Source organism: Streptomyces sp. NPDC001549 (assembly GCF_042894025.1).
Taxonomy (GTDB): Bacteria; Actinomycetota; Actinomycetes; order Streptomycetales; family Streptomycetaceae; genus Streptomyces; species Streptomyces kutzneri.
This window is the reverse complement of the sequence record NZ_JBIAVJ010000007.1, coordinates 54,714-75,725: the sequence shown is the minus strand read 5'-3', so window position 1 is coordinate 75,725 and position 21,012 is coordinate 54,714. Positions and strand designations below refer to the sequence as shown.

General features: G+C 71.8%; 18 protein-coding genes and 1 riboswitch. Of the genes, 11 read left to right on the top strand and 7 right to left on the bottom strand.

Features of this window, described 5'->3' with window-relative positions; genetic code table 11:
* Positions 1-38: 38 nt before the first annotated feature.
* Together ACFY04_RS14275 and ACFY04_RS14270 are read right to left on the bottom strand one after the other, a co-directional pair.
* On the bottom strand, positions 39-1,436 hold the full coding sequence (locus tag ACFY04_RS14275; protein ID WP_389116640.1) for a uracil-xanthine permease family protein: 1,398 nt from the start codon (positions 1,434-1,436) through the stop codon (positions 39-41).
* Positions 1,437-1,525: 89 nt separating this feature from the next.
* A complete protein-coding gene (locus tag ACFY04_RS14270; RefSeq protein ID WP_389116639.1) occupies positions 1,526-2,773 on the bottom strand; it encodes an MFS transporter in 1,248 nt (415 codons plus the stop codon).
* Between the two features lie 55 nt (positions 2,774-2,828).
* Between ACFY04_RS14270 and ACFY04_RS14265 the strand changes: the two genes are divergently transcribed.
* Positions 2,829-4,097 carry an ROK family protein gene (locus ACFY04_RS14265; protein WP_389116638.1) on the top strand — a complete coding sequence of 423 codons (1,269 nt, stop codon included), beginning with the start codon at positions 2,829-2,831 and terminating at the stop codon, positions 4,095-4,097.
* A 222-nt stretch (positions 4,098-4,319) separates the two neighbouring features.
* On the opposite strand, the gene ACFY04_RS14260 is transcribed toward ACFY04_RS14265, so the two are convergent.
* The 4 genes from ACFY04_RS14260 to ACFY04_RS14245 all read right to left on the bottom strand — a co-directional run bounded on the left by ACFY04_RS14260 (position 4,320) and on the right by ACFY04_RS14245 (position 9,634).
* Positions 4,320-4,898 (bottom strand): hypothetical protein, encoded by a 579-nt coding sequence (locus ACFY04_RS14260; RefSeq protein ID WP_389116635.1) that lies wholly within the window; start codon positions 4,896-4,898, stop codon positions 4,320-4,322.
* A 548-nt stretch (positions 4,899-5,446) separates the two neighbouring features.
* On the bottom strand, positions 5,447-6,202 hold the full coding sequence (locus ACFY04_RS14255; RefSeq protein WP_389116633.1) for an SDR family oxidoreductase: 756 nt from the start codon (positions 6,200-6,202) through the stop codon (positions 5,447-5,449).
* Positions 6,203-6,255: 53 nt separating this feature from the next.
* Positions 6,256-7,155 carry an RNA polymerase sigma-70 factor gene (locus ACFY04_RS14250; protein WP_389116631.1) on the bottom strand — a complete coding sequence of 300 codons (900 nt, stop codon included), beginning with the start codon at positions 7,153-7,155 and terminating at the stop codon, positions 6,256-6,258.
* Between the two features lie 106 nt (positions 7,156-7,261).
* Positions 7,262-9,634: a chitinase C-terminal domain-containing protein gene (locus ACFY04_RS14245; RefSeq protein ID WP_389116629.1), complete on the bottom strand. Its 2,373-nt coding sequence runs from the start codon at positions 9,632-9,634 to the stop codon at positions 7,262-7,264.
* Between the two features lie 287 nt (positions 9,635-9,921).
* A riboswitch (FMN riboswitch) is annotated at positions 9,922-10,052 on the top strand.
* 149 nt (positions 10,053-10,201) lie between these two features.
* Between ACFY04_RS14245 and ribD the strand changes: the two genes are divergently transcribed.
* From ribD to ACFY04_RS14195, 10 genes are all read left to right on the top strand, one after another.
* Entirely contained in the window at positions 10,202-11,347 is a 1,146-nt protein-coding gene (gene ribD, locus ACFY04_RS14240) for a bifunctional diaminohydroxyphosphoribosylaminopyrimidine deaminase/5-amino-6-(5-phosphoribosylamino)uracil reductase RibD (RefSeq protein WP_389116627.1), read from the top strand.
* Positions 11,348-11,971 carry a riboflavin synthase gene (locus ACFY04_RS14235; RefSeq protein ID WP_389116626.1) on the top strand — a complete coding sequence of 208 codons (624 nt, stop codon included), beginning with the start codon at positions 11,348-11,350 and terminating at the stop codon, positions 11,969-11,971.
* On the top strand, positions 11,968-12,621 hold the full coding sequence (gene pnuC / locus ACFY04_RS14230) for a nicotinamide riboside transporter PnuC (protein ID WP_382546263.1): 654 nt from the start codon (positions 11,968-11,970) through the stop codon (positions 12,619-12,621). Before ACFY04_RS14235 ends, pnuC begins: the two co-directional genes overlap by 4 nt.
* Positions 12,618-13,907, top strand: coding sequence for a bifunctional 3,4-dihydroxy-2-butanone-4-phosphate synthase/GTP cyclohydrolase II (locus ACFY04_RS14225; RefSeq protein WP_389116624.1), 1,290 nt, complete (start codon positions 12,618-12,620; stop codon positions 13,905-13,907). The genes pnuC and ACFY04_RS14225 overlap by 4 nt, the downstream gene beginning before the upstream one ends.
* 67 nt (positions 13,908-13,974) lie before the next feature.
* Positions 13,975-14,460: a 6,7-dimethyl-8-ribityllumazine synthase gene (gene ribH, locus ACFY04_RS14220; protein ID WP_007262951.1), complete on the top strand. Its 486-nt coding sequence runs from the start codon at positions 13,975-13,977 to the stop codon at positions 14,458-14,460.
* A gap of 35 nt (positions 14,461-14,495) precedes the next feature.
* On the top strand, positions 14,496-14,777 hold the full coding sequence (locus ACFY04_RS14215; protein WP_030774590.1) for a phosphoribosyl-ATP diphosphatase: 282 nt from the start codon (positions 14,496-14,498) through the stop codon (positions 14,775-14,777).
* 55 nt (positions 14,778-14,832) lie between these two features.
* Positions 14,833-15,681 carry an ATP phosphoribosyltransferase gene (gene hisG, locus ACFY04_RS14210; protein ID WP_301372455.1) on the top strand — a complete coding sequence of 283 codons (849 nt, stop codon included), beginning with the start codon at positions 14,833-14,835 and terminating at the stop codon, positions 15,679-15,681.
* 69 nt (positions 15,682-15,750) lie between these two features.
* Complete coding sequence (locus ACFY04_RS14205) at positions 15,751-16,215, top strand: PH domain-containing protein (protein WP_389116622.1); 465 nt, start codon at positions 15,751-15,753, stop codon at positions 16,213-16,215.
* A 200-nt stretch (positions 16,216-16,415) separates the two neighbouring features.
* Entirely contained in the window at positions 16,416-17,822 is a 1,407-nt protein-coding gene (locus tag ACFY04_RS14200; RefSeq protein WP_389116621.1) for a hemolysin family protein, read from the top strand.
* Positions 17,819-18,862, top strand: coding sequence for a hemolysin family protein (locus tag ACFY04_RS14195; protein ID WP_314253701.1), 1,044 nt, complete (start codon positions 17,819-17,821; stop codon positions 18,860-18,862). Before ACFY04_RS14200 ends, ACFY04_RS14195 begins: the two co-directional genes overlap by 4 nt.
* Positions 18,863-18,993: 131 nt before the next feature.
* On the opposite strand, the gene ACFY04_RS14190 is transcribed toward ACFY04_RS14195, so the two are convergent.
* Entirely contained in the window at positions 18,994-20,913 is a 1,920-nt protein-coding gene (locus tag ACFY04_RS14190) for an AAA family ATPase (RefSeq protein WP_389116619.1), read from the bottom strand.
* Between the last annotated feature and the right edge of the window lie 99 nt (positions 20,914-21,012).

Below are 21,012 nucleotides of genomic sequence, written 5' to 3'. Positions count from 1 at the left end.
ACTTGGCCGTACGCTTCCCCGGTTCGGGCGAAACCCCGTCAACGGGGCTTGTCCTGGCCGTCCCCGAAGTCGTCGTCGTAGGCGGAGGTGCCCTCGTCGAGCAGGGGCTCCTGCTTGAGGTGTGCGGGCGCGAGGTACCGCAGTGCGTGGTAGCCGGTGATGACCACGATCGTGCCCAGCGCGATGCCGCCCAGCTCGAAGGTCTCGGTGATCTGCAGCTTCACGCCGCCGATGCCGATGATGATGCCCGCCGCGGCCGGCACCAGGTTCAGCGGATTGCGCAGGTCCACCCCGCCGTTGATCCAGATCTGCGCGCCGAGCAGGCCGATCATCCCGTAGAGGATGACCGTGATGCCGCCGAGCACCCCGCCCGGGATCGCGGCGACGATCGCACCGAACTTGGGGCACAGGCCGAAGAGCAGCGCGAAGCCCGCGGCCGCCCAGTAGGCCGCCGTGGAGTAGACCCGGGTGGCCGCCATGACCCCGATGTTCTCGGAGTAGGTGGTGTTCGGCGGGCCTCCGGCCGCCGTGGACAGCATGGACGCGGCGCCGTCCGCCGCGATCGCCGTGCCCAGCTTGTCGTCGAGCGGATCGCCGGTCATCTCGCCGACGGCCTTGATGTGGCCCGCGTTCTCGGCGATCAGCGCGATCACCACGGGCAGCGCGATCAGGATCGCCGACCACTCGAAGGCCGGCGCGTGGAGGGACGGCAGCCCGATCCAGTCGGCCTTCGCGACCGCGGAGAGGTCGAGCCGCCAGTGGTCTACGGCCGCCTCCCCGCCCACCGTCGAGTGGATCTTGCCGAAGAGCAGGTCGAAGACCCAGGAGATGCCGTACCCGAAGAGCAGACCGAGGAAGATCGCGATGCGCGACCAGAAACCGCGCAGGCAGACCACGGCGAACCCGGTGAACAGCATGGTCAGCAGTGCCGTCCACTGGTCCTGCGGCCAGTACGTGCTCGCTGTGACCGGAGCCAGGTTGAAGCCGATCAGCATCACCACCGCGCCCGTCACGATGGGCGGCATCGCCGTGTGGATGACGCGGGCGCCGAAGCGCTGCACCGCCAGACCGGCCAGGAACAGTGCCACGCCGACGACGAAGCAGGCGCCCGTGACCACTGCGCTGTCCCCGCCCGAGGCCCGGATGGCCGCCGCGACACCGACGAACGACAGCGAGCAGCCCAGGTAGGACGGGACCCGGCCGCGCGTCGCGAGGAGGAAGACCACCGTCGCGACGCCGGACATCATGATGGCCAGGTTCGGGTCCAGGCCCATCAGGACCGGAGCGACGAAACTCGCGCCGAACATCGCCACGACGTGCTGCGCGCCCAGCCCGGCGGTCCGCGGCCACGACAGCCGCTCCTCCGGCCGGACCACCGCCCCGGGGGCGGGAGTCCGCCCGTCTCCGTGCAGGGTCCAGCCCACGCCGAGGCCCATGTTCCACTCCGTTTCTCCGGCTGCTGCTCACTGCTCACACATCGAGGCCGCAGCGCACGGGGTACGTGCCGCTGCGGCCAGTGGACATGTTACGGCCGGGTTTTGGCGGGTTCGTCGAGGCCGGTGGGGTCGGACTTCGCCGTCACCCCGCCGAGATCGCCCCCAGCCTGCCCCACCGGCGGCCCCTGGCGCAGTACCGCGGCACCGGCGATCAGCGCGAACGCCAGCAGCGTGACCAGCCCGAAGGACACCACCAGCGAGGACGCGTCCGCCACCGCGCCGATCGCCGACGGGGCGATCAGCCCCGAGGTGTACGTGATCGTCGCGACCCCGGCGATGGCCTGCGCCGGCGCCGGGCCGCTGCGCCCCGCCGCCGCGAAGGCCAGCGGGACCACCACCGCGATCCCGAGCCCGATCAGCCCGAACCCGGCCAGCGCGCCCGCCGGATGCCGGACCCCGACCACGAGCAGCCCGCCCGCGGTGGCCACCACCCCGCCCGCCCGGACCGTGCGCACCGCCCCGAACCGGTCCACCACCCGGTCCCCGACCAGCCGGGCCAACGCCATGGTGAGCGCGAAGGCGGTGGTGGAGGCCGCCGCCAGACCCGCGTCCGTGTGCAGGACGTCCCGCAGGTAGACCGCCGACCAGTCCAGGCTCGCGCCCTCGGCGAAGACCGCGCAGAACCCGACGGCCCCGATCAGCAGCGCCGACTTCGGCGGCAGCGCGAAGTGCGGCGGCGCCTGCGCCTCCTGGTCGGCCCTCAGGTCCAGCACACCTTGTACGGCGAACAGCCCGCCCGCCGTCAGGACCAGCGCGGCGACCAGGTGGTGCAGCCGGGCGTCGGCCCCGGTGTGCGCGGCGACGGTACCCGCCGCCGAGCCGAGCAGCGCGCCCACGCTCCACATGCCGTGCAGCGAGGACATGATCGAGCGGCCCAGCCGGTTCTCCGTCTCCACGCCCAGCGCGTTCATCGCCACGTCCGACATGCCGGCGGTGGCCCCGTAGACGAACAGCACGAAGCAGAGGGCGGGCAGGTTCGGGGCGAGGCTCGGCAGGATCAGCGAGAGGGTCCACAGCGAGAGCAGGGCCCGCAGCGCCGCGCGTGCGCCGAGCCGGTGGTTGATCCGGCCCGCCAGCGGCATCGCGAGGGCCGCGCCCACGGCGGGGGCGGCGAGGGCCAGGCCCAGGGTGCCAGCGCTGAGCTGGGCGTGCTCCTGGATCCAGGGGATACGGGTGGCGAAGGAGCCGGTGACGGCACCGTGGGTGCAGAAGACGGCGGCGATGGCGTAGCGGGCATGGCGCAGGCGCGCCGGGCTGAGGTCGGTGTCCCCGGTCATGACGATTAAACTATCAGGGACCCTGCCTGATAGATAATGGGCCCGACTCCCTAGGATGGGCTCCGTGACTCCTGCCCCCACCACCACCCCGGCACCGTCCCCCGCCTCGCCCAGCACGGCCCGGGCCATCAACGACCGCCTCGCCCTGCAACTCCTCCAGGAATCCGGGCCGCTGACGGCCACCCAGCTCAAGACCATGACCGGCCTCTCCCGACCCTCGGTCGCCGACCTCGTCGACCGGCTCACCGAAGCCGGACTCATCGAAGTCGCCGGCGAATCCGGCGAACAGCGCCGCGGCCCCAACGCCAAGCTGTACGGGATCGTCGCCGACCGCGCCCACCTGGCCGCCCTCGACGTGCGCACCGACCGGGTCACCGCCGTCGTCACCGACCTCCTCGGCCGCCCCCTCGCCGAAGCCGCCCTGCCCGTCGGCGCCCCCGAGGACGCGGTGGCCGCCCTGCTGCGCACCGCACGCGAAGCCGGCGCCGCCGAGCTGCACACCGTCGTCATAGGCGCCCCGGGCCTGGTCGCCCCGGCCACCGGCGAACTCCGCGACACCAGCGGCCTCCCGGCCTGGCACCGGGACCTGGTCACCGCCCTGCAGCGGAGCCTGCCCGCCGTGGTCGTCGTCGAGAACGAGACCAACCTGGCCGCTCTCGCCGAGCAGCGCCTGGGCGTGGCCCGCGACCTGGACTCCTTCGTCCTGCTGTGGCTCGGCGCGGGCGTGGGCGCGGCCGTGGTCCTGGACGGCCGGCTGCGCCGGGGCGCCTCAGGCGGGGCGGGCGAGATCGGCTTCCTGCCGGTACCGGGCACCGCCGGCCTGCCGTCGGCCGAGGACTGCGCGGGCGGATTCCACGCCCTGGTGGGCCGTGAAGCCGTGACCGCGCTGGCGCGCGCCCACGGCTTCACGGGCCCGGCGGAGGAGGCCGTGGCCGGAGCCGCAGGGGAGGCCTTCCTCGAAGCCCTGGCCGAACGCCTCGCGCTGGGCGCGGCGGCCGCCGCGGCGATCCTGGACCCGGGCTGCGTGGTCCTGGCGGGCGAACTGGGCCGCGCAGGCGGCCCCGCCCTGGCCGCCCGGGTCGCCCACCGCGTGGCGAAACTGACCCCGGTCCCGACGGAGATCCGCGCCACGACCCTGGGCGACCCGGCGGTCCTGGCGGGAGCCGAACTGGCAGCGCGGGAGTCCGCGCAGGCGGTGCTGTTCGGGGGTAGGGGCGGGGGCTTCGGGGGGTGGAGCGGACGGGGCGGGGGCTTCGGTGGGCGGGAGCTGCTCGGCCGGGGTCGGGTGGTGGGGCGGGGGCTTCGGAAAGCGGGAGCCTCTTGATCGGCATCAGAGTGGCGTATGGGGGTCAAGGGCTGACAGCTCGGCTATTCCGTCGTAGAGCCGGGTCAGCGCGAGCATCCCTCCACAAGCTCATGCCCGAACAGGGGAAATCGGGGCAAACGGTCGGCCCTTCGGGTCACCCATCTGTGCTGACTCGCATCCACGACGAAATAGCCGCTGTCCCACGCCTTCCAAGAGGAGCGCCTACGGGTCGTGGTCGGCCTATGCGTCGTTCGCTCGGCGGCGTCGGTAGTACGCGACGGTGAGGATCGCCAGGAGCGGGCCCCAGGCGAGGAGCGGTACGTACGCCGCCCACAGCGCCCAGGCGGCCGGTCCGCTGGTAGGACCACCGTCGCCGTTCTCGTTCATCGGCTCCACGAAACCGAAGATCTGGTTCAGCAGGGCGTACGCGCACAACATCGTGATCAGCGTTGCCCCGAGTGCGGCCGGAATGACCACCGTCGGGGTCGGGATCCGCCTACCGTGCAGCCCCGGCACCCAGCGCGGCACGACTTCACCCCACGGCCGGACCAGCCCGAGGGCGAACAGCGCGAGTCCTTCGGAGACCACGGACAGCCCGATCACGTACGGGCGTTCCCATACCGCCCAGTGGTAGTCCGTGTTGTAGCCGGCCAGGCCCAGCACCAGCGCGACACGCCATAACCCGGACGGCAGGACACACAGCGGGATGGCATGGGCCGCCCTGACCGCCCAGCGGGGAACGGGCTCGACGGGCTTGCGGCTGGCCGGCGCGCCGAATGGCGTCTCGGCTGCTGCTGTGTCCCTGGCATGCGTGGTCATGTGCGCCCCCCGGTGAGATCCGACGTTGTCAAGCTTCGGGTGCAGGGTGGGTGCTCGGCGTCCGCCGACGGGTTGAGGCGGGGGCGACCACAGGATGACACCCCAGCCGGAGCCGATGGCAGCTGATGACCCTCGGTACCGCTGACCCGCGTCCACGACGAAATAGCCGCTGTCCCACGCTTCTCCACCCCGGTCAGCCGTCAGACGCCTCCCGAGAGGAGCGCGCCTGCTGGTCGTGGGCGGCCTATGCCCAGCCCCGGCCGGTCGTCGGACGCTGTGAGCGAGAAGTCGCTGGGCCGTGGGCGGCCTTTGTCCAGCCCAAGGCGGTCGTCGGACGCTGAGACGTCAGGAGCGCGTAGCGATTGGATGCGCTTCCCCCGACCCGGCAGGGGGCTGTCATGGGCCCCGCCTCTGGACCGTGCCCACTGGGATCTGCCTGGGCATCTCTGATGCCGATCAAGTGGCTCCCGCACACCCACGCCCCCGCCGCGCTTCTCTGATCCCGCCCGCCCGGCTCCCGCCCGCCCGAGCCCCGTCCGTCGGAGCCCCTATCGCCCCTGCCCCCGCCCGGCCGCGAACTGCGCGAACGTGAGGTGGCCCACCGCGTGGGACGGGGTCAGGTTGCCGCCGCGCTTGAAGCCCGCGTAGGCCTTGCCCGCCAGGGGGAGGGGGACCACCCGGCGGTGGCGGCCCGTCGCCGTCAGGTAGGTGCGGGCCAGGTCCGGCAGGGTGTGGATCTCCGGGCCGCCCATGTCCGGGACCCGGCCCGACGGGGTCGGGACGGCCAGTTCCGCCAGGCGGTCCGCGACCTCCCCGACGGCGATCGGCTGGACGCGTACCCCGCTCGGCACCGGCACGAGCGGCAGCTTCGCCGCCGTGTCCACCAGCTGCGCCACCAGGTCGTGGAACTGCGTCGTGCGCAGGATGGTCAGGCCCAGCCCGGACGCCTCCAGCAGCCGCTCGACCTCCAGCTTCGTCCGGTAGTAGCCGAGCGGCACCACGTCCACCCCGACGATCGAGATGTAGACGATGTTGGTGACGGTCCCCGCCCGCCGGGCCGCTTCGATGAGGTGCCGGGTGGCGGTTTCGTCGTCCTTGCCCCCGCCGCGCGTGTTGCTCGCGCAGTGCACGATCACCTCCGCACCCGCCGTCGCCGCGTCCAGCCCGCTGCCGTCCAACAGGTCGACCGGGTACTCCGGGGCGTGCCGGCCCAGCGCGCGGACCTCGTGGCCCGCGTTCCGGAGCCGGTCCACGACCAGCACGCCGAGGGTGCCGGTGCCGCCGGTGACGAGGATGGTGCTCATGGGGTCCGCCTTTCGCCGATGTGGTTCCTTCAGCAGCGGAGACCGGACGGCCCTCAGGTATGTGACAGCTGCCGCTGGAGGAATTCCAGCTTCTCCGGGTTGAGTACCGTGCTGAGCCCGCTGACCAGCCCGTTCTCGAATTCCACCAGAAGAACGGCCGTCTCGCCGAAGAGCAGCGCCGGTACCCCGTTGATCTCCGCGACGCTGACCGGCAGGTCCCCGGCGAACTTCTTGAGCACCCCGATCGCGAACCGGGCCACCTTCTCCCGCCCCAGGATCGGCCGCAGCGCCGCGTTGACCACCCCTCCGCCGTCGGAGACGAACCGGACGTCGGCCGTCAGCAGCCCCTCCAGCCGGGCCAGGTCCCCGCCGCGCGCCGCCGTCATGAAGGTTTCCACGAGGCTCTGCCACCGTTCGGGGTCCGGTGCGAAGCGCGGCTCCGGCGCGGCGGGCCGGTCCGTGGCCACCCGGCCGGCTGCCCGCCGGTAGAGCTGGCGGCAGTTGGCCTCGGTCAGGTCCAGGAGTCCGGCGATCTCCCGGTGGCTGTAGGCGAAGGCCTCACGCAGGACGTAGACGGCCCGTTCCACCGGCGTGAGCTGCTCCAGCAGCACCAGCAGGGCCATGGACACACTGTCCCGCTGCTCCGCGGACTCCAGCGGGCCGAGCGTGCCGTCCCCGGTGAGGACGGGCTCCGGGAGCCAGGGGCCGACGTACGCCTCGCGCCGGACCCGCGCCGAGGTGAGGGTGTTGAGGCACAGGTTCGTGACGACCTTGGCGAGCCAGGCGCCGGGGTGTTCGATCTCCTCGCGGTCCGCGGACGCCCAGCGCAGGTACGCCTCCTGCACGGTGTCCTCGGCCTCCGCGGCGGACCCGAGCATGCGGTAGGCGATGCCGAACATCCGGGGACGGTTTTCCTCGAAGTCCGCGTCGGACGCGGTGATGTGTGTGATCACCGGTGCAGCGTACGAGGCCGGGTGCGCGCGGAACGAGCGAGGACCCGGTGGCCGCCGGGCCACCGGGTCCTCACGTTCACTCATGGATCAGCCAGGGTGCAGGGGGTCAGCAGGCGCCCTGGTCCTTCCAGACGCCCCATTCACCGGTGGTGCCGGGCTCTTCGTTCTGCGTCCACCACTGGGCCTTCCAGTTGCGGCCCTTGTGGGAGACGACGTTGCCGCTGTTGTAGACCGTGCCCGCCACGTACGCCGGGCTGGTGCAGGTCCCGCCCGGAGGCGTGGTCGGCGGGGTCGTGGGGGGAGTGGTCGGCGGGGTGGTGGGAGGCGTGGTCGGGGGAGTGGTCGGGGGCTGGGTGCCGCCGGGCTGCACCAGCGTCGTACCGCGGGCCAGGTCGCCGGCGAGGGCGTAGGTGGTGCCGGAGATCTTCACCGTCCAGTTGGAGGGCGTGGACACCGGCAGGTAGTAGTTGAACGCCAGGTCGACGGAGGCGCCGGGGGCCAGGGTCTGCCAGGCCGGGAGCTTCAGGGAGACCCGCTGGAAGTCGCCCTTCAGGCCGCCGACGTTGGTGCCGGTGTGGCCGCTGCTGATCACGGTCGTGCCGAAGCCGGACTGGTCGGAGGCGTTGTTCGGGGCCGAGGTGCCGTAGTCGAACTGGAACTCGGTGCCGCCGGGCAGTGTGGCGTTCGTGTTGTTGGTGATCTTCAGCTTCGGGGTGAGCGGGTAGTTGGAGTCACCCAGCTTGAACTCGGTGAACTCCGTCCTGATGTCCACGGCCTGGGTCGGCAGGGCGGTGGCGCCCGCCTTCTTCGCGCCGTAGGGGGAGGCCGACTTGAACTTCTGGTACATCGTGTCGGTGAGCGTGTCGCCCATCTCGTACTGGCCCTTGGCCGCGTTGTACGCGTAGTCGCCCGCGAGCTCCCAGACCATCGTGCCGCCGATGCCCTTGTTGATCACGTAGTCGGCCTTGGAGGCCACCGACTGTTCGTCCTCCGTCGACAGGAAGACCTTCTTCTGCGCGTTCCACAGCCATGGCGCCACCAGGGTGGAGTCGTACTTGCGGACGTAGGTGCCGGTCAGCGTGGTGTTCGCCGGGAAGCCGTACGTGGTGACGTAGTCGCCTACGACGCCCTTCTCCAGGTTCTTCGCGTGCCACATCGGGTTGGAGCCCGCCGGGGACTCGGCCCCGTTGGTGTCCTTGTCGTGCCACAGGTTGTCGATGCCGACCGCGCCGTCGCCGCACTTGGTCAGGCCCGCGCCGGCCGGGCAGGTGGTCGCGGGGGCCTTGCCCCACAGGCCGTCCGTGCCGCCCTGCACGTTCTTGAAGCCGCGGGTGTAGTACGGCAGGCCGATGTTGATCCGGCCGCCCGGCATCGAGCCGCGGAAGTAGTGGTACGCCCAGTCGGTGTTGAGGTAGCCGATGCCGCCGTACTGGGAGGTGGAGTAGACGCCGGCGGCGGCGAGTTCGCCGTCCTTGCCGTCGTCGAAGAGCGAGGCGTTGGGGCCGACGTACTCGTTCCAGGCACCGTGCAGGTCGTAGGACATGATGTTGACGTAGTCCAGGTACTTCTGGACCTGGAACGTCTCCATGCCCCGCAGCAGGTAGCCGGAGGAGGGGGCGGCGACGGAGAGCAGGTAGTGCTTGCCGTCGGCGGCGCCCGCGCGGTCGAGCTTCTCGCGCAGGGACTTCATCAGGGCCGCGTAGCCCTGGACGAGGCCGGCGCGGCGGGCGTTGGCGAGCTGCCAGTCCAGCGGGTTGCCGGCGTCCTTCATGGTGGTCGGGTACTCGTAGTCGATGTCGACGCCGTTGAACCCGTACGTGCGGATGAACTCGACCGAGGAGTCGGCGAAGGTGTCGATGCCGGCCTGGTTGACCGAGCCGTCGGCGTTCGTGGCCATCGAGTAGAAGCCGCCGGAGGCGACCCGGTTGCCGTCGTCACCGAAGTAACCGCCGGTCTCCGCCCAGCCGCCGACCGAGATCAGCGTCTTGACGTCCGGGTACTGCTTCTTGAACTTCGTCAGCTGGTTGAAGTGGCCCTTGTAGGGGAGGGCCGGGTCCATCTCGGCGCCGGCGACGCCGGGCCAGGTCATCCCGGTGGCGGCGTTGTTCACGCCGTCCGCGCCGACGGAGATCTTGTTGTCGGCGCCCACATGGGCGAACGCGTAGTTCAGGTGGGTGACCTTGGACCACGGGATGTTGTTGGCGAGGTAGGCGGGGGCGCCGTCCTTGCCGGTGCGCCAGCCGGTGAAATATCCGATGACGCGGCGCTGGTGGTCGGCGCCCATCTTCTCTCGGCCTTCGGTGTCGTAGACCGAGCAGTAGGGGACGTCGACGCCGGCGGTCTTGTAGAGCCCGTCTGGGCGACAGCCCTCGTTGTCGGCCGCGTGCGAGACGCCCGCCGAGAGCCCGCCCACCAGGAGTCCGGCGATCGCTGCGCCGGATGCCAGGAGCATCGCTCTCGTACGTGTGGGGGACGGCATTGTGCCTCCTGGGGAGGGGAGGATGCAGGACACAACTGGACACAACATGAAGCAACAGGTGTGGTGCGGAAGCGTGTTGGCCCGTGACGTGCGCACATCTGACGGGCTGTTCCCGGGAAGATGAAGGGAACGTTAAGAGGACTAGACCACCTCGTCAATAGGTCTGGACCAACCCCGCCTGACTTGACAAAGTCCGCATCGGCGGTGTCCGCTCTGTGAGCCAGGCCACACCACATCACCCGCATGGTGCCCGATCACCCGTGGCAGACTGGCTGGAGTACCAGTAGCAGCGCACTCCGGGGTCGGTGTAATTCCGAACCGGCGGTTATAGTCCGCGACCCGTCCGCAGCCAGCGGCCGGTTGACCAGGTGAGATTCCTGGACCGACGGTTAAAGTCCGGATGGGAGGCAGTGCGCGGCGGGCCAGTCACCGGTACGCCGCCGTCGGCGGTTCGTCGGCATATCCCTGCGGATATGCCCGGTCGAACCGTTTTTCCGGCCTCGGCGTCCCCTGTGTGCTGTACCGCTTCATCTGTCGTATCCCGACAGGCCCCGGAGTCCGTGCCCGATGAGGCAGGAGGACCCGGTGGCGACACACGCCGCGCACGCAGCACCCGACGCGGACACCCGTGCCATGCGCCGAGCCATCGAGCTCGCGGCCCGCGGACTCGGCTCCACCAGCCCCAACCCGGTCGTCGGCTGCGTCATCACCGACGCCTCGGGCGAGATCGCCGGCGAGGGCTGGCACGAGCGGGCCGGCGGCCCGCACGCCGAGGTCCACGCCCTGCGCGCGGCAGGCGAGGCCGCCCGCGGCGGTACCGCCTACGTCACCCTCGAACCCTGCAACCACACCGGCCGTACGGGGCCCTGCGCCCAGGCCCTCGCAGGCGCCGGGATCACCCGCGTGGTCTACGCCGTCTCCGACCCGAACCCGCAGGCCAGCGGCGGCGGCGCCACCCTGCGCGCGGCCGGGATCGACACCACGGCCGGGCTCCTCGCGGACGAGGCCGAGGCGGGCAACGCCGCCTGGCTGACCTCCGTACGCCTGGGCCGGCCGCACGTCACCTGGAAGTACGCCGCCACCCTCGACGGCCGCAGCGCCGCCGCGGACGGCAGCAGCCGCTGGATCAGCTCCGCCGAGTCCCGGGCCGACGTCCACCGGCTGCGCGCCGAGAGCGACGCCGTCCTCGTCGGCGGCGGCACCCTGCGCGCCGACGACCCGCACCTCGCCGTCCGCGGCGTGGAGGGCGCCACGCAGCCGCTGCGGATCGCCCTCGATGCCCGCGCCGCGCTCCTGCCGACCGCCCGCATCCTCGACGACGCCGCGCCCACCCTGCTCGTCGTCGGCGAGGACGCCGACACCCGGCACCTGCCCGGCGTCGAACTGCTCCGGCTGCCCCTGCACGACGGCCGCGTCGGCGTCCACGACCTCCTCACCCAGCTGTTCCGGCGCGGCGTGCGCTCCGTCCTGCTGGAAGGCGGGCCCACGCTGGCCGGCGCCTTCCTCGAAGACGGCGCCGTCGACCGCGTCATCGGCTACATCGCCCCGGCCCTGCTCGGCGCCGGCCCCGCGGCCCTCGCCGACGCCGGGATCAAGAACATCTCCGGTGCGCAGCGCCTCGACATCACCGAGGCCGTCCGCATCGGCCCCGATCTCCGCATCACCGCAGTCCTCGTCCCCGTCACCGCCACCACCGCCACCAAGGAGCACTGAGTGTTCACCGGAATCGTCGAAGAACTGGGCGAGGTCACCGCTGTCGAGCAGCTCGAGGAAGCCTCCCGCTTCCGGCTGCGCGGCCCCCTCGTCACCGAAGGCGCCAAGCACGGTGACTCCATCGCGGTCAACGGCGTCTGCCTCACCGTGGTGGAGACCGCGGACGGCGAGTTCACCGCCGACGTCATGCAGGAGACCCTGAACCGCTCCAGCCTCGGCGCCCTGACCCAGGGCTCCCGGGTCAACCTGGAGCGCCCGATGGCCCTCGGCGGACGGCTCGGCGGCCACCTGGTCCAGGGGCACGTGGACGGCACCGGCGAGATCATCTCCCGGACCCCCTCCGAGCACTGGGAGATCGTCAAGGTCGCCCTCCCCGCGAACCTCTCCCGCTACGTCGTCGAGAAGGGCTCCATCACGGTCGACGGCGTCAGCCTCACCGTGGTCGAGGCCGCCGCCGACTGGTTCACCATCAGCCTCATCCCCACCACGCTCGCGCTGACCACCCTCGGCATCAAGCAGAGCGGCGACCCGGTCAACCTGGAGGTCGACGTCCTCGCGAAGTACGTCGAGCGTCTGCTGGCCGCCGGAGTGAACCCGCTGCACGCGACGGGAGACGACCGTTGAGCGCCCTGACCTGGCTCAACGCGGAGGCCTTCACCGTCTTCGGCCAGAAGGTCATCTGGTCCGACATGATCGGCAACCTGATGGGCCTGGCCGCGCTCGCGCTCGGCTGGCGCCGCTCCATATGGACCTGGCCCGCCCAGCTCCTCTCCGGCCTGATCCTCATCGCCGCCTACGCCTCCGCGCACCTCGCGGGCGGCGTCGGCAAGCAGCTCCTCGTCATCGGCGTGGCCGTCTTCGGCTGGCGCGCCTGGCAGCGCGGCCGGCAGCAGGCCCAGGACGGCTCCATCGCCGTGCGCACCGCCACCTGGAAGGAGCGCGCCCTGCTCCTCGCCGGAGCGGCGCTCGGCACCCTCGCCGTCGGCGGTCTCTTCACGCTCTTCCCGCACCTGTCGTGGAGCCCGTGGGCCGACGCGTACATCTTCGTCGGCACCATCGTCGCGATGGTCGCCCAGGCCCGCGGCCTCGTCGAGTTCTGGTTCGCCTGGCTCCTCGTCGACCTGGTCGGCGTCCCCCTCGCCTTCAACAACGGACTGGCCTTCTCCGGCCTCGTCTACGTCGTGTACTTCGCCCTCGTGCTGTGGGGCGCCTACGACTGGTACCAGCGTTCTCGCACCAACCCCGCCCAGGCCCTGGAAGGAGCAACGGCATGACCACCCTCAAGCCCGTGCCCGACATCCCCGAAGAGACCTTCCGCCTCGACCCCGTCGAGCAGGCCATCCGCGACATCGCGGCGGGCCGACCCGTCGTCGTCGTCGACGACGAGGACCGCGAGAACGAGGGCGACCTCGTCATCGCCGCCGAGAAGGCCACCCCCGAGATCGTCGCCTTCATGATGAGCGAGTGCCGCGGCCTGATCTGCGCCCCCATGGAGGGCCCCGAGCTGGACCGGCTCGAACTCCCGCAGATGGTCCAGAACAACACCGAGTCGATGAAGACCGCCTTCACCGTCTCCGTCGACGCGAGCGCCGCCCACGGCGTCTCCACCGGCATCTCGGCCGCCGACCGCGCCACCACGCTGCGCCTGCTCGCCGACGGGGTCTCCGAGCCCGGCGACTTCGTCCGCCCCGGCCACATCTTCCCGCTGCGCGCCAAGCCCGGCGGCGTCCTGGTCCGCAACGGCCACACCGAGGCCGCCGTGGACCTCGCCCGCCTCGCGGGCCTGCGCCCGGCCGGTGCCATCGTGGAGATCGCCGGCGAGGACGGCGTCATGCTGCGCCTGCCCGAGCTGATCCCCTTCGCCCGCAAGCACGGCCTGACGATCATCTCCATCGAGGACCTGATCGCCTACCGCCGCTCCGCCGAGCCCACCGTGCGCCGCGAGGCCGAGGTCAGCCTGCCGACCGCCTTCGGCGAGTTCACCGCCTACGGCTACCGCTCCACCGTCGACGGCGTCGAGCACGTCGCCCTCGTCCACGGCGAGATCGGCGACGGCACCGACATGCTGGTCCGCATGCACTCCGAGTGCCTGACCGGCGACATCTTCGCCTCCCAGCGCTGCGACTGCGGCCCCCAGCTGCACGCCTCCATGGAACGCATCAAGACCGAGGGCCGCGGCATCGTCGTCTACCTGCGCGGCCACGAGGGCCGCGGCATCGGACTCCTTTCCAAGCTGCGCGCGTACGAGCTCCAGGAGCGCGGCCGCGACACCCTCGACGCCAACCTGGAGCTCGGCCTGCCCGCCGACGCCCGCGACTACGGCGCAGGCGCCCAGATCCTCGCCGACCTCGGCGTGCACGACGTCCGGCTGATGACCAACAACCCCGAGAAGTCCGACGCCCTCGTCCGGCACGGCATCACGGTCACCAGCCGGGAGCCGATGCCGATGGAGGCCGGCGAGCACAATCTGCGGTACCTGCGCACCAAGCGGGACCGGATGGGCCACGACCTGCCCTGGCTGGACGGGCCCGTGACCACCTCCGCCTGCGGCAACCAGTAGGCACGCACCACCACCCGTACACACATCCACCCACCCCACCCATCACGAACCACCGAGGAGCAGAGCTGTGAGCGGCAAGGGCGCACCCGAACTGAGCGTGAAGAACTGCGGAGACCTCCGAGTCGCCGTGATCGCGGCCCAGTGGCACGAGAAGGTCATGGACGGACTGGTCGACGGAGCCCTGCGGGCCCTGCACGAGCTGGGCATCGACGAGCCCACCCTGCTCCGGGTCCCCGGCAGCTTCGAGCTCCCGGTCGTGGCGAAGGTACTGGCCGGTCGCGGTTACGATGCCATCGTCGCCCTCGGAGTGGTCATCCGCGGCGGCACCCCGCACTTCGACTACGTCTGCCAGGGCGTCACCCAGGGCCTGGTACAGGTGTCGATCGACACCGGAGTCCCCGTCGGCTTCGGAGTACTGACCTGCGACAACGACGAGCAGGCGCTGGACCGCGCCGGGCTTGAGGGGTCGAACGAGGACAAGGGGCACGAAGCGGTCACCGCCGCCGTCTCCACCGCCATGACCCTGCGGACCGTCAGCGAACCCTGGCGCTGAGTGGCGACGGGGAACCCCGTATTCTGAGGACCATCATGGCTGACAAGACCCCCAAGACCTTCGAGGAGCTCTTCACCGAGCTCCAGCGCAAGGCCGCCGAAGGCGACCCCAGCACCTCCCGCACCGCCGAGCTCGTCCACAAGGGCGTCCATGCCATCGGCAAGAAGGTCGTCGAGGAGGCCGCCGAGGTCTGGATGGCCGCCGAGTACGAGGGCAAGGAAGCCGCCGCCGAGGAGATCTCCCAGCTGCTCTACCACGTCCAGGTGATGATGGTGGCGCGCGGGATCTCCCTCGACGACGTCTACGCCCACCTCTGAGTCCGGCACGCACACCCGCCCGTAATCCCGTAATCCACGCACCAAAGGAAGCCCCATGCTGCGCATCGCCGTCCCCAACAAGGGTTCACTCTCCGGACCGGCGTCGGCGATGCTCCATGAGGCCGGCTACCGGATGCGCAAGGAGTCCAAGGAGCTCGTGGTCGTCGACCCCGAGAACGAGGTGGAGTTCTTCTACCTCCGCCCCAAGGACATCGCGATCTACGTCTCCTCCGGCAAGCTCGACATCGGCATCACCGGCCGCGACCTGCTGCTCGACTCCGGCGCCAGCGCCGAGGAGATCCTGCCGCTGAACTTCGGCCGCTCCACCTTCCGCTACGCCACCACCCCCGGCACGGCGAACGGTCCCGAGGACTTCAGCGGGATGACGATCGCGACCTCGTACGAGGGAATCGTCGCCAAGCACCTCGCCGAGAAGGGCATCGACGCCTCCGTCGTGCACCTCGACGGCGCGGTCGAGACCGCCATCCAGCTCGGCGTCGCCCAGATCATCGCGGACGTCGTCGAGACCGGCACCAGCCTGCGCAACGCCGGCCTGGAGGTCATCGGCGAGCCGATCCTCACCTCCGAGGCCGTCGTCATCCGCGGCAACGGCGCCGACGCGGACGACCCGCAGGTCCAGCAGTTCCTGCGCCGTCTGCAGGGCGTCCTGGTGGCCCGCAGCTACGTGATGATGGACTACGACTGCCGCGCCGAGCACCTGGAGCGCGCGGTCGCCCTCACCCCCGGCCTGGAGTCGCCGACCGTCTCCCCGCTGCACAACGAGGGCTGGGTCGCCGTCCGCGCGATGGTCCCCGCCAAGGAAGCGCAGCGGATCATGGACGACCTGTACGAGCTCGGCGCGCGCGCGATCCTCACCACCTCGATCCACGCCTGCCGCCTCTAGGGACGACCGGCGTGCCGCACCCCGGCACGCCGACCGCCCCCCCGCACGCCACCCCCAGAAGGCACCACCATGGCCGAGTCCGCCGCCCAGCCCGCCCCACCCGCCCTGCCGGTCACCTTCCGGCCGACCCGCACCCGGGTCGTCCTGCTGGGCGTCGGCCTCGCCATGTTCACCACCATCACGGCGATCGCCCTGCTGCTGGAGAACCTCAGCCCGGGCGAGCGGATCAGCTTCGTCTTCACCGCCGTCCTGCTGAGCTCCGTACTCGTCCTGCTCAGCCGCCCCAAGGTGGTCGCGGACGAGTCCGGCGTCACGGTCGTCAACCTGACCAACACCCGCCGCCTGGAGTGGGCCCAGATCCTGCGGGTCAACCTCCGCCCGGGCGACCCGTGGGTGTTCCTCGACCTCAGCGACGGCACCAGCCTGCCCGCCCTCGGCATCCAGCCGGGCATCGCCAAGCAGCAGGCGATCGGCGACGCCCGCGCCCTGCGCGCCCTGGCCGAAACCCACGGAACGGGCACCGGCGACCACTGAGTCGCCCGATCCCCACGGCTGCGTACCGTTGCGGCCGGGATCTCAATGACTACCCTGGTGGCGGGGCGCAGCTGTGCGCCCTCCCATCGGCCCCGGGACCTCGTGGCCCGCGGGCACCTGCGACCTGAGGAGTGACTCCCTCCAGCAATGGACGGATCGTCCGGTAGTACCCGCGCCGCCCTCCCCTCGGAGGCGGCGGCATGACCATCCCGCTACTTCTGCTCGCAGCGGCCTTCGCCCTCATCCTCGCCAACGGTTTCTTCGTGGCCGCCGAATTCGGTCTCGTCACCGTGGAGCGGGCCGAGGCCGAACGCGCCGCAGCCGACGGAGACCGCCGTGCCCGCACGGTGGTCAAGGCCCTACGGGAGCTGTCCTTCCAGCTCTCCGGCACCCAGCTCGGCATCACCATCACCTCCCTCGTGGTCGGCATGCTCGCCGAGCCCGCCCTCGCCGCACTGCTGGCCGGGCCGCTCGCGGCGACCGGCCTGCCGAAGGGAGCCGTCCCCGGCGTCGCCGTCGTCATCGGCATGCTGCTCGCCTCCGCCGTCCAGATGGTCGTCGGCGAGCTCGTCCCGAAGAACTGGGCGGTCTCCCGGCCGCTCCAGGTGGCCCGCTTCGTCGCCGGCCCCCAGCACGCCTTCTCCCGCGCCTTCCGCCCGGTCATCGCCGGTCTCAACGCCGTGGCCAACCGCCTCGTGCGGGCGCTCGGCGTGGAACCGACCGAGGAGATGGCCTCCGCCCGGACCCCCGGCGAGCTGCTCTCCCTGGTCCGCCATTCGGCCCAGGCCGGCGCCCTCGAACAGGACACCGCCGACCTCTTCGTCCGCACCCTCTCGCTGGGCGAGCTGACGGCCCAGCACGTCATGACCCCCCGGGTGAAGGTCAGCGCCCTGATGCACACGGCCACCGCGGCCGACGTGCTCAACCTGACCCGCGCCACGGGCCTGTCCCGCTTCCCGGTCTACCGCGACCGCATCGACGAGATCACCGGCGTCGTCCACCTCAAGGACGCCCTCGCCGTGCCCGAGTCCGAGCGCGACCGCACGAGCGTGAGCGGGATCTGCGTCGCCCCGCTGCTGGTGCCCGGCTCCCTGCCGGTGCAGCCGCTGCTGGAGCGGCTGCGCAGCGAGCAGCCGATGGCCGTGGTCGTCGACGAGTACGGCGGCACCGCCGGCGTCGTCACCCTGGAGGACATCGTGGAGGAACTCGTCGGCGAGGTCCGCGACGAGCACGACTTCGCCGAGGACGAGACCCCCGAACTGGCCGCCGTCCCGGCCGAGGACGGCCGCCCCTCCTGGGAGGCCGACGGCAGCTGCCGGGTCCAGACCCTGCGCCGCATAGGCCTGGAAGTGCCCGAAGGCCCGTACGAGACCGTCGCCGGCCTCGTCGCCGACCTCCTCGGCCGGATCCCCGCCCCCGGGGACCGCGCGGAACTCCCCGGCTGGAAGCTGTCCGTCCGCCGGGTCGGCCGCAACCGCGCCGAGCGGGTCCGGCTGGTCCGGCTGGCGGCGGTGCCCGCGGCCGGCGCGTACCGGCCCGCGTCCGCGGCCGACGGCGCGGCCGTACTCGAACCGCAGCGGGCCGAGCTGGAAGGCGCCGCCCGATGAACGCGCTCCAGCTCCTCTTCGCCCTGCTGTTGGTCCTCGCCAACGGATTCTTCGTCGGCGCCGAGTTCGCGCTCGTCTCCGTACGGCGCAGCCAGATCGAGCCCCTCGCGGCCGACTCCAAGCGGGCCCGCCAGGTGCTCCACGGCCTGGAGAACCTGCCCCGCATGATGGCCGCCGCGCAGTTCGGCATCACCATGTGCTCGCTCACCCTCGGCGCGGTCGCCGAGCCCACCGTGGCCCGGCTGCTGGAGCCCGTCTTCCACGCCGTCCACGTACCGCAGGGCCTGATCCACCCGCTCGGCTACGCGTTCGCGCTCACCGCCGTGGTCTTCCTGCACCTGGTGATCGGCGAGATGGTGCCGAAGAACCTGGCCATGGCCGCCCCCGAGAAGACCGCCCTGTGGTTCAGCCCCGGCCTGGTCGCCTTCGCCCGCCTGTGCGGGCCGGTCACCACCGCGCTCGGTGCCTGCGCCAAGCTCGTCCTGAAGCTCTTCAAGGTGGAGCCCAAGGACGAGGTCGAGGCCGTCTACACCTCCGCCCAGCTGGGCCGGCTCCTCAAGGACTCCCGGCAGGCCGGGCTCCTGGAGCCGGTCGAGCAGGAGCGGCTGGAGGACGCGCTGGAACTGGGCAGCCGCCCCGTCACCGACGTCCTCCTCGGCCCGGACCGGCTGGTCACGGTCGGCCCGGCGGTGACCCCGCGGCAGATCGAGCAGCTGACCGTGCGCACCGGCTACTCCCGTTTCCCCGTCCGTGCCGACAGCGGCGCCTTCATGGGCTACCTGCACGTCAAGGACGTACTGGACCTGGAGGACCGGGAGCGGGCCGTCCCGCAGCGCGTCTGGCGCCGGATGACCACGCTGTGCGCCACCGTCCCGCTGGACGACGCACTCAGCGTCATGCGCCGGGACGCCACGCACCTCGCGCAGGTCGCGGACCCGGGGGGCCGGGTCCTCGGCCTGGTCGCCCTGGAGGACGTCCTCGAAATGCTGGTCGGCGAGGTCCGCGACCCGGCTCACCGGGTCCCGGCGGGCCGCGTGTAGCCGACCAGGCGGAAAATGCCGGTCTCGAACGCCGGACGGGCTGCACCATCAGCCCCGCCGGCGTTCGAGGCACGGGATCCGGGGAGGAGCCCCGGGGAACGGCCCGCGCAGCGCCCTCCCCTGACCGGCCCCTACAACGCCGGCGGATCCGGCCGTTCCTGGGGGCCGCGGCCCGACAGGACCTCCCCGTAGGCCTGCATCAGGTCCGGCAGCCGGAGCGTCGACAGGTCGTCCCGCGACGGCTCACCCGCGAAGCCCGCCAGCCGCAGGTCCCGGTACGCGCAGCTCTTCTCGTACAGGGTCCGCAGGAAGCGGCCGTTGCCGAGCTCGTCGATCCAGCCCTGCTCCACCACGTGAGCGCTGATGCTGCGCAGCTCCTCCAGCGCCTCCTCGTCCCAGTGGTCCCCGTTCGCGTCCGCCAGCACCCCGCCGATCGCGGTCAGTTCCAGCGGCCGGTAGCTGGGGAAGTCCACCCGGGTGGTGAAGCGCGAGGACAGCCCCGGATTGGCGGCCAGCAGCCGGTCCATCCCGGCCGGGTAGCCCGCCAGGATCACCACCAGGTGGTCCCGGTTGTCCTCGGCCCGCTTCAGCAGCACCTGCAGGGCCTCGTCGCCGTACGCGTCGCCCTTGCTGTAGCCCGAGTTCGACAGCGAATAGGCCTCGTCCACGAACAGCACCCCGCCGATCGCCGAATCGATCAGCTCGTTCGCCTTCACCGCCGTCTGCCCGAGGAACTCGCCCACGAGGTCGGCCCGCTGGGCCTCCACCAGGTGGTCGCCGCCGAGCAGCCCCAGCGCGTAGAAGACCCGGCCCAGGATCCGGGCCACCGTCGTCTTGCCCGTTCCGGAGGGGCCGGAGAACACGAAGTGCCGCTTCGGCGGCTGCACCGGCAGCCCCTGACCCGCCCGCAGCCGTGCCATGTGCAGCTGCGCCGAGAGCGCCTTCACCTGCCGCTTGACCGGCTCCAGGCCCACCATCCGCTCCAGCTCCGCCAGCGCCTCGGCGAGCGCCGCCGGGTCCGCCGGCCCGGCCGGCAGCCCCTCGGGCGTGCCCTGCGGCGGGACCGGCGCCTTGCGCCGCGCCCCCTCCGCGCGTCCCGCCGGGGGAGTGGGCGGAGCCAGCGGATCGGGCTCCACCTGGCCGTCCGCCGCGATGTCCTGGACGGGCCCGCCGCCCAGCGCGACCGCCGCGAAGTCCCCGCCGGCCGGGGACGGGCCGTGCCCGCTGTAGCCCCCGTACGCGGCGTACCCCGCCAGGCCCGCCAGATCGGCCACGCCGTCGGTGTCGTCGCTGTCCTCGATGGCCGTCAGCCGGGCCGCGGTGTCCATGAACGAGGGATCCACCCGGTGCACCGCCCGGTACAGCGGCAGCGCCGCCGCACTGCGCCCGATGCCCTCCCGCGCCCGCGCCAGCCAGTACCGCAGCTCCTTGCGCTGGGGCTGCTCGCTGCGACACCGCATCAGTGCCGCCGCCAGCATCGGCTCCGCCTGCCCGTACATCTCCAGCCGGACCCGGGCCATCCCGCCGAACAGCCCGGCCTCGATGCCCAGCAGCGGATCGTTGACCAGCGGCTCGGTGTGCCGGACCAGCTGCTCCCAGTCCTTGACCAGATAGGCCCGGCAGGCGTGCAGGAACCGTACCTGCGCGTCGGCGTCCACCGGCGGCAGTGCGGCCAGCGCCTGGTCCAGCTCGGGCACGTGGCGGCCGTCCAGCCAGTGCGAGGCGTGGGCGAGGAGCAGGTCGCGCCGGCTCTCCAGCACCGGCTGCACCCACCAGCCCAGCCAGTACCAGGAGTTCAGCGTCCGCCGATGCCGGGCGCGCTGCTCGCCGAACCGGTCCCGGTGGGCGTACATGCGAAGTAACGCGTTTCCGGTGTCGACCCGGAGCGCGTGCAGGCCCAGCCATGCGTCAGCCATGGAGGGGTCGAGTCGTACGGCCGCCCGGAACTCCTCCTCGGCCTGCGGATAGGCGCCCATGGTGCAGGCGTCGACCCCGCGCAGCCAGGCGAGTTCGGCCGGGGCGTGCATGCTGCCCGGCGTGCCGAAATCCATCACGTCCCCCACAAGCCCGCCCCCGTGGTGCGCGGCAACCTCCGTGACGAGCACATGAGTTGCCCACTGCGCCGATGAAATCAGGGCTGCATCGTACCT